11 protein-coding genes are annotated in these 10,263 nt (G+C 41.6%); 5 read left to right on the top strand and 6 right to left on the bottom strand.

Features of this window, described 5'->3' with window-relative positions; translation table 11 throughout:
* Window positions 1-147 precede the first annotated feature (147 nt).
* The 3 genes from BVC88_RS08155 to fumC all read left to right on the top strand — a co-directional run bounded on the left by BVC88_RS08155 (window position 148) and on the right by fumC (window position 2,530).
* Window positions 148-528, top strand: coding sequence for a RidA family protein (locus BVC88_RS08155; RefSeq protein WP_075350166.1), 381 nt, complete (start codon window positions 148-150; stop codon window positions 526-528).
* A 7-nt stretch (window positions 529-535) separates the two neighbouring features.
* Entirely contained in the window at window positions 536-1,021 is a 486-nt protein-coding gene (locus BVC88_RS08150; RefSeq protein WP_075350165.1) for a hypothetical protein, read from the top strand.
* 108 nt (window positions 1,022-1,129) lie between these two features.
* The gene (gene fumC, locus BVC88_RS08145; RefSeq protein ID WP_075350164.1) at window positions 1,130-2,530 is read left to right on the top strand and encodes a class II fumarate hydratase; all 1,401 of its coding nucleotides are present in this window, start codon (window positions 1,130-1,132) and stop codon (window positions 2,528-2,530) included.
* 71 nt (window positions 2,531-2,601) lie between these two features.
* Here fumC and BVC88_RS08140 read toward each other — a convergent pair whose 3' ends face one another.
* The 3 genes from BVC88_RS08140 to BVC88_RS08130 are packed head-to-tail and all read right to left on the bottom strand — an operon-like array spanning window position 2,602 to window position 6,492.
* Window positions 2,602-3,948 (bottom strand): dicarboxylate/amino acid:cation symporter, encoded by a 1,347-nt coding sequence (locus BVC88_RS08140; RefSeq protein WP_075350163.1) that lies wholly within the window; start codon window positions 3,946-3,948, stop codon window positions 2,602-2,604.
* A gap of 10 nt (window positions 3,949-3,958) precedes the next feature.
* Window positions 3,959-5,044, bottom strand: a complete 1,086-nt coding sequence (gene aroC / locus BVC88_RS08135) for a chorismate synthase (RefSeq protein ID WP_075350162.1) — start codon at window positions 5,042-5,044, stop codon at window positions 3,959-3,961.
* A complete protein-coding gene (locus BVC88_RS08130) occupies window positions 5,044-6,492 on the bottom strand; it encodes a BatD family protein (RefSeq protein WP_075350188.1) in 1,449 nt (482 codons plus the stop codon). Before BVC88_RS08130 ends, aroC begins: the two co-directional genes overlap by 1 nt.
* 115 nt (window positions 6,493-6,607) lie before the next feature.
* Here BVC88_RS08130 and BVC88_RS08125 point away from each other — a divergent pair, with 115 nt between their 5' ends.
* Window positions 6,608-6,796 (top strand): hypothetical protein, encoded by a 189-nt coding sequence (locus tag BVC88_RS08125; protein WP_075350161.1) that lies wholly within the window; start codon window positions 6,608-6,610, stop codon window positions 6,794-6,796.
* Between the two features lie 55 nt (window positions 6,797-6,851).
* Here BVC88_RS08125 and BVC88_RS08120 read toward each other — a convergent pair whose 3' ends face one another.
* Both BVC88_RS08120 and BVC88_RS08115 read right to left on the bottom strand, forming a co-directional pair.
* On the bottom strand, window positions 6,852-8,081 hold the full coding sequence (locus tag BVC88_RS08120) for an ammonium transporter (protein ID WP_075350160.1): 1,230 nt from the start codon (window positions 8,079-8,081) through the stop codon (window positions 6,852-6,854).
* 38 nt (window positions 8,082-8,119) lie between these two features.
* Complete coding sequence (locus BVC88_RS08115; RefSeq protein WP_075350187.1) at window positions 8,120-8,458, bottom strand: P-II family nitrogen regulator; 339 nt, start codon at window positions 8,456-8,458, stop codon at window positions 8,120-8,122.
* A 463-nt stretch (window positions 8,459-8,921) separates the two neighbouring features.
* Between BVC88_RS08115 and BVC88_RS08110 the strand changes: the two genes are divergently transcribed.
* Window positions 8,922-9,827, top strand: a complete 906-nt coding sequence (locus BVC88_RS08110) for a nucleotidyltransferase family protein (protein WP_075350159.1) — start codon at window positions 8,922-8,924, stop codon at window positions 9,825-9,827.
* 26 nt (window positions 9,828-9,853) lie between these two features.
* On the opposite strand, the gene BVC88_RS21545 is transcribed toward BVC88_RS08110, so the two are convergent.
* Window positions 9,854-9,979 carry a hypothetical protein gene (locus BVC88_RS21545; RefSeq protein WP_317044969.1) on the bottom strand — a complete coding sequence of 42 codons (126 nt, stop codon included), beginning with the start codon at window positions 9,977-9,979 and terminating at the stop codon, window positions 9,854-9,856.
* Window positions 9,980-10,263: the final 284 nt, after the last annotated feature.

Raw genomic sequence — 10,263 nt, 5'->3', positions numbered from 1 at the left:
GCAGTGGGCAGTGGGCAGTGGGCAGTGGGCAGTGGGCAGTGGGCAGTGGGCAGTGGGCAGTGGGCAGTGGGCAGTGGGCAGTGGGCAGTTAAAATAAAATAGATCGTGAATTTAAAAGTTCAGAAAACAACAAATAGATATTATAAAATGGCTAATCAAATCATATTTACAAAAGAAGCACCGGCTCCAATCGGACCTTATTCTCAGGCAGTTTTAGCCGGAAATACACTTTATGTCTCGGGAAATATTGCCCTTGACCCGGAATCGGGTGAACTGATCAATGAAAACATCACCGAAGAGACGCATGCGGTGATGAAAAACATGGAAGCTATACTTCGAGCCGCCGATTTCTCATTTGCAAATGTGGTCAAATGCACCATTTTCATCAAAAACATGGATGAGTTTGGGACGATCAATGAAGCTTACGGCCAATATTTTAAATCAAACCCTCCAGCGCGCGAGACAGTTGAAGTAAGTAAGCTGCCCAAAAATGTAAATGTTGAAATCTCCTGTATTGCAGTAAAATAACCCAATTTTGAACCTTATCCCTCTCCATAGCGAAACCCTTGTAAGTGCACTTTCTAAAGAGGAAGTGCTGGGTCAGCTGAATCGGGTGACGAAAGAGGTAAATTACCTTGATCGTAGAACTCAAAACTCCAGAGGGATTTTGTTCAATGGGATTATAGGCCAAAAGGGTTTTCGCATCTCCAAAGTTGTGGACAAAGGCGATACTTTTTTGCCTTTGATTTTGGGGAAAGTCGAGGAAACTCCCAGAGGAAGTATCCTCTTTCTTAGCTACCGTTTGTTTCCAGGAGCGATTTTCTTCTTAGCATTTTGGTCCCTCTTATTGATCGGTTTTGGCCTATTTTACAGCTTTGGAGTTATTAATTATTTCAATGCCTCGATTTGTTTTGCACTTGCGCTATTCAATTATGGATTGGCCTTGTTCTTTTTCAATCGTCAATTAAAATCATCACAGAAAGAATTTCATCAACTGATCAATTTTCAGATGAAAGACTGAAATCAACGAAAAATGCAGAAAATCGGTGATTTTACTGGAATGGATTTTAGAGAAAAAAGCATTTGACTTAATTTAGCAACCAGAATTTTAATCCTTTAAATCCAAGATATGAGTATTCGAATCGAAAAAGACACCATGGGCCCTGTTGAGGTACCCGCAGATAAATATTGGGGAGCACAGACGCAGCGTTCAATCAATAATTTCAAAATCGGAGGAGAGAAAAACCGAATGCCTATCGAGATCATTCGGGCTTTTGCGATTTTGAAAAAAGCAGCAGCACAAACCAATGCTGAATTGGGCGTATTGGAACCGGAAAAAGCGGATATCATCGGGAAGGTTTGCGATGAGATTCTGGCTGGACAGCATGATGATCAGTTTCCGCTGGTAGTATGGCAAACTGGCTCTGGAACCCAATCCAACATGAACTCAAATGAAGTGATTGCTTACCGGGCACATGTACTTTTGGGAGGTTCACTCGAGGATGCTAAAAAGAAAATCCACCCGAATGACGACGTCAACAAGTCCCAATCTTCAAATGATACCTACCCGACTGCAATGCATATTGCAGCCTACAAAATGGTGGTAGAAACCACTATCCCGGGTGTACAAAAGCTTCGTGATACGCTTGATGCAAAAGCTAAAGCGTTCAAAGATGTGGTGAAAATCGGACGTACCCACTTTATGGACGCAACTCCATTGACTTTGGGACAGGAATTTAGCGGCTACGTCGCGCAATTAGATCATGGACTTCGGGCTTTGAAAAACACACTTTCCCATCTTTCAGAATTGGCACTTGGAGGTACGGCAGTTGGTACTGGTTTGAATACTCCAAAAGGTTATTCTGAACTAGTTGCAAAAAAGATAGCTGAGCTTTCCGGTCATCCTTTTATCACCGCTCCAAATAAGTTTGAGGCCCTTGCAGCTCATGATGGAATGGTCGAATCACATGGTGCACTAAAGCAAGTCGCCGTATCGCTGATGAAAATCGCAAATGATATCCGAATGCTTTCTTCAGGACCACGATCAGGAATTGGAGAAATCTTAATTCCGGAAAATGAGCCAGGATCTTCTATCATGCCAGGAAAAGTAAACCCAACACAAGTGGAAGCAATTACTATGGTTGCTGCTCAAGTGATGGGAAATGATGTAGCTATTTCAATCGGTGGATCTAACGGTCATTTCGAATTGAACGTCTTCAAACCGATGATCGCTGCCAATTTCTTGCAATCTGCTCGCTTGATTGGAGATGCTTGTGTTTCGTTCAATGATAATTGTGCGATTGGAATTGAGCCAAACGCTCCGATGATTCAGCGACACTTGGAAAATTCCCTAATGCTCGTGACTGCTTTGAATCCACATATCGGGTATGAAAATGCAGCCGCTATTGCGAAAAAAGCGCATAAAGAAGGAACTAGCTTGAGAGAAGCCGCCATCGCATTAGGACTGCTGACTTCTGAGCAATTTACAGAATGGGTGAAGCCAGAGGATATGACTGGAAGCCTGAAATAATCCAACCCTTTAAATGAAAATAGGCTGCTTTAATTACTAAAGCAGCCTATTTTTTTTTAGGTTATATGAGATTAGGATTCTTCCTGCACACTTTCATTGGCTGTGAAAGGATTTGATTTGCGTAGCAAACCTTCCGGAAGCTCACCTTCCGTACTGGCTACTACTGTGGTCACTACCACATCACCGGTTACGTTGATTACAGTTCGGAACATATCCAAAATTCGATCCGGAGCCATAATCAAAGCAATACCCGCAGCAGGAACTCCGATAGATTCCAACACCACAATCAGCATAATCAATCCCGCTCCAGGCACACCCGCCGAGCCAATTGCAGCTAAAGTAGAAGTCAATACAATCATCAATTGCTGCGAAAAGGAAAGTTCCATACCCAAAGCCTGTGCGATAAATACCGCAGCCACACTTTGGTACAAACTTGTACCGTTCATATTGATCGTAGCGCCTAAAGGCAGGACAAAGGAAGAAATCTCTTCCGATACGCCAAGTTCTTCCTCTGCGATTTTCATAGTCACAGGAAGGGTAGCAGAACTTGAACTAGTAGAAAATGCCAACAGTTGCGCTGGTCGAATACTTCTGAAAAACTGTAAATACGGCACCTTGGTAAAGCTCTTTAGGAGCAAAGGATAAATCACGAGCATCATGAAGAACAATCCACCAAGTACAATCAAACTGTATTTCAATAATGCATAAAGCAAATCAAAAGCTGAATCCGGGTTATCTCCGGCTATCTCGACAATCAGCGAAGCCATCAGCGCAAACACCCCATATGGAGCAATCAGCATGATGTAATTCACAATTTGAATAATCACATCATTAAATCCATCGAAGAAAGCAATCACAGGGGCAGCCTTACTTTTTGGAATTTGCAAAAGGGCTATTCCAGCGATAATGGCAAAGAAAACCACTTGGAGCATGGCAGCATTATCTGTGGTAGCCATAAAGAAGTTTTCCGGAACCATATCCACAATCGGCTGAAGTGGGCTTTGCTCTTGGAATTTTGCTGCAGCATCAGACTTTTTGCTCACATCCCCTTCGTAAAGTGCCATCAGACTTTCTCTTGTCTCAACAGGCAGACTCTTACCTGGCTTAAATACATTTACCAAAGTCAATCCGATCGTAATGGCAACAATGGTGGTAAGAATAAATGTGAAAATCGTTTTTCCTCCAATTCGGCTTAATTTGGAAATATCTCCAAGATTCGACACCCCGATAATCAATGATGCCAATACCAAAGGCATAGCGATCATTTTCAAGCCATTGATAAAGATGGTCCCGATAGGCTTGATGAAATCTATGGTAAAAGAACTAGGGATATCCGTCCGGATAACGATCAGACCGAAAGCGAGGCCTAGAATAAGGCCAGCGATAATCTGCGTATGTAAGGGTATTTTCTTTCGCATGAGTAAGGGTTTATATATCCTGCAGTTTATTAGTTTTTGACAACAAAAGATAATCGGCTATGACTAAAGCGGCCATGGCTTCCACGATCGGCACAGCCCTAGGGACTACACAGGGATCATGTCGTCCTTTACCGGAAACAGTCACTTGTTCTCCAGCCTCATTCAAAGAAGCCTGGTCTTGCATAATTGTAGCAACGGGCTTAAAAGCAACATTGAAATAAATATCGGCTCCATTGGAAATTCCACCTTGAATCCCTCCGGAGTGATTGGTAATGGTTTTTATTTTTTCTCCCTCCTTGACAAATGCATCATTGTGAGCTGATCCACGCATCTTCACTCCTTCGAAGCCGCTTCCATATTCAAATCCTTTGACGGCATTGATACTAAGCATTGCTTTACCAAGCTCAGCATGGAGTCGATCAAAAACCGGCTCACCAAGACCTGGAGGTGTATTTTTTATCACGCAGGAAACGACTCCGCCAATAGTATCCCGATCCAAGCGGACAGAATCAATTAATTCTATCATTTGCTCAGCCATTTCCGGATCTGGACACCTTACGAGGTTATTCTCAGCTTCTGATAGATCAAGGGTTTGGTAATTTTTATCAAGTTTTAAGTCCCCGACTTGGGTCACGAAAGCAGAGATACTGATTCCTTTGGCCTCCAAAAATTGTTTTGCAATCGCTCCTCCTGCTACACGAGCGGCAGTTTCACGGGCACTACTTCTTCCGCCACCCCGATAATCTCGAATACCATATTTTTCAAAATAAGTGTAATCGGCATGAGATGGTCGAAATTTATCGGCGATATGGGTATAGTCTTTTGATTTTTGATCGGCATTCCGAATGACGATTCCTATGGGTGTCCCGGTACTTTTCCCTTCAAAAACTCCGGAAAGAATTTCAATTTCATCTTCCTCCTTTCGCTGGGTTGTGATTTTGGATTGTCCAGGCTTCCTGCGTTGCATTTCTACAATTATTTTCCCTTCGTCAATGATCAATCCTGCTGGACAACCTTCGATTATTACCCCTAAAGCCACTCCATGGGACTCACCAAAAGTGGTGATTTTGAACAGCTTCCCGAATGAATTCCCCATTATCTTCTTCTTAAAATCAAAACTGCTATCAAAACTAAAATAAGCAGTAGTAGAACGTTAATTGCGGCGGTAAAATAGTATTTATACTTCTCGTTTAAAAACCGATTATCCTCCACGCTGATTCGATCATATAAGCCTCCAAGTCTTTGACTTGAAATTGCCTCGTTGGTTTTGCTTTCCCCCACTACCTTTACCCTAGCAGAAGATCTAAGCGTATCGTAAACTGCAAGCTGCGGGTCAAAGTAAATCCATTCAAAGTTTTTACTCAAATCATACTCACCTGCTTCGGTGAAAGTAATGTAATAATTGAAATCTTTGATGCCCGAAACTCTACCGTATCCCCGATTGATTTGCTGTCTTACATTTGGATCAAAGGTGTTTAGATTCGCCGTTGGAATTCTTTTTGGTGGTGATACAGCATTTATATTTCCAACCCCGGAAATTCCGAAATTATAATCAAAACCTTGACCGGTTTCCACTTCAATATCTGTGATATTTTCGCGAAGCTGAAACTGCCCCACACTTACTTCATTTTTCAATGGATGTGGAGGTAGAGGTATCACTTTAATGGTCTTGGGACTTGAGTAAAAAGTCTTAAAATCCTCTTGTCGATTTGCTCCAAAAAAAGTTGGATTCTTCGCCACTTTATACTTGATCATCTCCCAAGGGATTCGGGGAATTTCGATTTCACCTTCGGAGAATGGGAAAAAAGTAGCTTCATAAACTTTGAATCGAGTCCATCTCTTACCGTTAATGGTGACTTTATCCGGATCGATATTGGTGATATTGAAGTTTTCCTCCCAAACATTGGTAGGCTTGATCTTTTTCAGAATTGCATCTAATTGTTTACCTGGCTCATAAAACTGAAAAGGAGCCTGATTCTCTTCAGACATGTAAAAAGCAAGTGTAATATTAAACCCTTCGCCTTGATACACTTGTTCTTTGTCTACCGAAAGGGAGAAAAAAGCATCATCGTCAAGCTCCACAAACTCAGGCTGCTCAGTACTTCTGCCAAAAAAATCAGCGAAAGGATCAATTGCGGAACCACTTCCTAGTCCTCCAGAACTCACCGCATCTACCACTTGGATTTTTTGACCTGCTGAGGAGTAAGACTTTCCATTAATCGCAATTTCAAAGTTGGGCAGTGTAAATGTCCCCTTCTTGGAAGGTTTGTAATATTGAATGATGCTATTCGAACTGCTCATCTGACCATTGATCAAGTTCATGGATGATGATTGAGATATGCCCTGTTTTTGAAAACCGGTAATCTCCGGAAACTGGTCATAGGATTTGATTTTTTCGTCTGACAGCGTTACCTTGATGGTGAACGTTTCATTAATACCGATTTCCTCAGGACCTAATTCTATTGCAACCTCTTGAGCCTGAGAAAATCCCAGCACGAGGAAAGAAATACATACGAAAAGGAAACGGGCAAACGTTTTATTCATAGTTGCGAAAATAGGGATAATTCTATTGTTTAATTCTCTAAATAACGCAACATTGGCAGAAATGCCTCCGTATGGAAACATAAAATCAGTTAATAAACCTTAAACTCTTTAGACTATGATAGAATACGTAAAGACCATTCTACAGAAAGTAAGCTTTTCGAGATATCTGTTTGAGCGAGAGCTTAGAAAAGGACTTAGACTTATTTTACCAACAGAAGTCCAAGAATTTAAAGACTGGTGTTATTCAATGTTTGGGAAGGTTCATGAACCTGTTCTCAATCGTTACTTCCAATTAGCCATCTAAAGCAAAAAGCCCCGGATTTAAAACCGGGGCTTTATTTTGAGTTACATTTTTTCAATCAATCCTTGGTCGCAAAGTCTGGATAAGCTCGCATCGCATGCTCGTTGATATCCAATCCTTCAGTTTCCTCTTTTTCATCTACCCGGATTCCAATTGTCTTTTTCATCGTGAAGAAAATTACCCAAGCAAAACCTACACAGAATACTCCAACTGAGGCTACGCCTGTCAACTGGGAGATAACCTGACTCATCCCAGCCAAATCCCCAAAGAGTCCAACTGCCAAAGTTCCCCAGATTCCCCCAACCAAATGGACTGAGATAGCCCCAACAGGATCATCAATTTTGATTTTATCAAAAAAGACAACACCAAAAACAACTAATCCACCGCCTATAAAGCCGATAATGGCTGACTCTCCAACCCCCATTTGATCTGCTCCGGCTGTGATACCGACCAAGCCAGCCAAAATACCATTCAGCACCATCGTGATATCGTAAGTCTTAAACTTCAAATAAGAGATGATTAATGCTCCGAATGCACCAGCTGAAGCTGCGATTGAAGTAGTCACAAAAACTTTGGACACCAATCCTGGACTTGCGCTGAGTACGGATCCGCCATTGAATCCAAACCAGCCGAACCACAATAAAAATACTCCAATAACGGCCAAGGGAATATTATGACCCGGAATCGCTTTCATGCCATTTTCAGTATATTTCCCGATTCTTGGACCGAGCAAATACGCTCCTATTAATGCTCCCCAACCGCCCACAGAGTGTACGATGGTAGAACCCGCAAAATCATAAAAAGGAGTTTCTAAGGTATTCAAGAACCCACCTCCCCATTTCCACATTCCGACGATCGGGTAGCAAATCGCGACATACAATATAGAGAAGGTGATAAATGGCCCAAGCTTCACTCGCTCAGCCACAGCTCCGGAAACGATGGTTGCTGCTGTAGCGGCAAACATGGCCTGGAAAATAAAATCAGTGAAAAAGGTGTACCCTTCGTTATAATTGCTGGTATCCCATCCTTCGGGAAGAGGGAGCCCAAATCCGGCAAAACCAAAGAATGCTCCAGCATAGTCTCCACCTGGATACATCAGATTAAAACCGACGAATGCATAAGTCAAAATCCCGATTCCGGGTATGATGGTGTTTTTAAATAAAATGTTTACGGTGTTTTTGGATCTGGTCAATCCAGCTTCCAAGCTGGCAAATCCTAAGTGCATGATGAAGACCAAAATGGTTGCCATCATCATCCACAGATTGTTTACGGTGAATAATTCTTGCATGGGTAAAATAGGTTCGATAGGTATTTTTTTGAAAGAAATTAAAGTGCTTGCTCTCCAGTGTCGCTGTTTCGTATTCGGTAAGCTTCCAGCACATCGAAGACAAAGATTTTCCCATCCCCGATTTCGCCTGTCTTTCCTTCGCTCAGAATACATTTGATCACCGAATCGACCAGATCATCCGGTACGACAATTTCCAATTTGGTACGTGGGATATATGCGGGTTCATAAGATACTCCGCGGTACATTTCCTGTCTAGCATGCTCAAATCCCATCCCTTTGATCTCATAGAAAGAGAGGAATTTCACACCCAACCCAGCTACACATTTGTGGATTTGATCAAAGCGTGAGGTTCGAATGATCGCTTCAATTTTTTTCATATTCTCAATAAGGTTAATGGTTTGTTGTGATTTTGGCATGAAAGTAAATAGAAAATTGTAAAAAAGTAATTTAATGGTTTCATTTTAATGCTATTTCACAAAAATATTAATCAGAATAAAGATCATATGGTTATTTTGAATACTATGATCAGTCAAAAAAGTGCTTTTATGGATTTTTTTGGTTCAAATTAAACTCAACTAGAGGTTAAGAAATTCCAGATTACATTTGCCCTCGAGAGATATTCAGCTAATTTTGTCCCCGTTCAGAAAAATATTCATGAATCGCAGTTTCACAACAGAGGGATTAAAGAATAAAATTGAGCTTCTCGGAAATCAGAGAAAATTAAAATATGGTCATTAAAAAGGTTCATCATTAAGACTTTATAACAATACTTTTTCCTTTGAGTAACTCCGAAAAACCTCCGTGTTCTCAGCGATTAAACCTACTTTCAGATAAAATAACATGACTCAGAAACCAACACTTTTAGTACTTGCAGCAGGAATGGGAAGCCGATATGGCGGGAATAAGCAAATTGATGGCTTTGGTCCCAATGGCGAAACAATCCTAGAATATTCAATTTTTGATGCCATCCGAGCGGGGTTCGGTAAAGTGGTATTTATCGTTCGTGAGGAAATTCTTGAAATCGCCAAAGAGAAATTCCTACCCAAACTAGAGGGTAAAATCGAAGTGGATTGGGTGATTCAGTCCTTGGACAGCTTTGTGCCAGCAGAGTTGAAGCAAGCCGATCGCGTAAAACCTTTTGGAACCGCTCATGCAGTACTTTGCGCTAAGGATGCGATCAAGGAGCCTTTTGCAGTAATCAATGCAGATGATTTTTATGGAAAAGAGGCTTTTGAGGTTTTAGGAAAATTCCTTTCCACTGAAGTAAAGCCAGACCTTCATGCGATGGTGGGCTATGCCATCCAAAATGTGCTTTCTGAGCATGGTACTGTCAGCCGTGGGGTCTGCGAAACGAATGAGAAAGGTCAGTTGATCGGAATGATCGAGCGAACTTCCATCGCCCGATATGATGGGAAAATTCTTAGTAAAGGAGAAAATGAAGTTTTGGAAATCGCCGAAAACACCCCTGTAAGTATGAATTTCTGGGGATTCCATGCGGATGTCTTCGCAGATATCGAGCGGATGTGGAATGAATTCCTTCCGGCTAATCGGGAAAATTTAAAATCTGAATTTTACATCCCAACTGTAGCCAACAACTTGATCCAAGAAGGCAAAGCAGCATTTGAAATCCTGGAAGGTGGCAAAGTTTGGTTTGGCGTCACTTATACCGAAGACAAGCCTGTCGTGATCGAAGCATTGAAGCAGCTTCATAATTCGGGAGAATATCCAGAAGGATTGTGGAATTAATCTAAAGAGGCTTCGGCCTCTTTTTTTTATCCATTCTTCATCTCAAAAAACCTAACCTCCGCATCCAAGTCTCCCAGAATCTTTTTGGATCGCTCCGGCCGGGCATCGGTCAGGAAGATCTGCCCAAAAGTATGCTTGGAAATCAGCTGCATTAGCTGCGCAATCCTGAGATAATCGAGCTTATCAAAAATATCGTCCTGCTGTTCCCGATTTGCAATCGGGAACCACGATCCTAGGATTTTTAATCCGAGGAAGAGTAAACTTTGCTCCGGAAAATAGCAGGGACTTGAACTAAAAGATTGAAAATCTTAGGTTCTGGTTTGAGAATAGAAAATCGAATCGTTAAAAAAACCCTCCTAAAAGCTTAAGACTTTCGAAAAATACCCAATACTGGGTATTTTTTTTGTCCTTTTTGCTGTAGAGATTTGAGAATAAT

Source organism: Algoriphagus marinus, assembly GCF_001936475.1.
In the GTDB taxonomy this organism is placed as follows: Bacteria; Bacteroidota; Bacteroidia; order Cytophagales; family Cyclobacteriaceae; genus Algoriphagus; species Algoriphagus marinus.
This window is presented reverse-complemented; position numbering and strand designations above follow the sequence as displayed.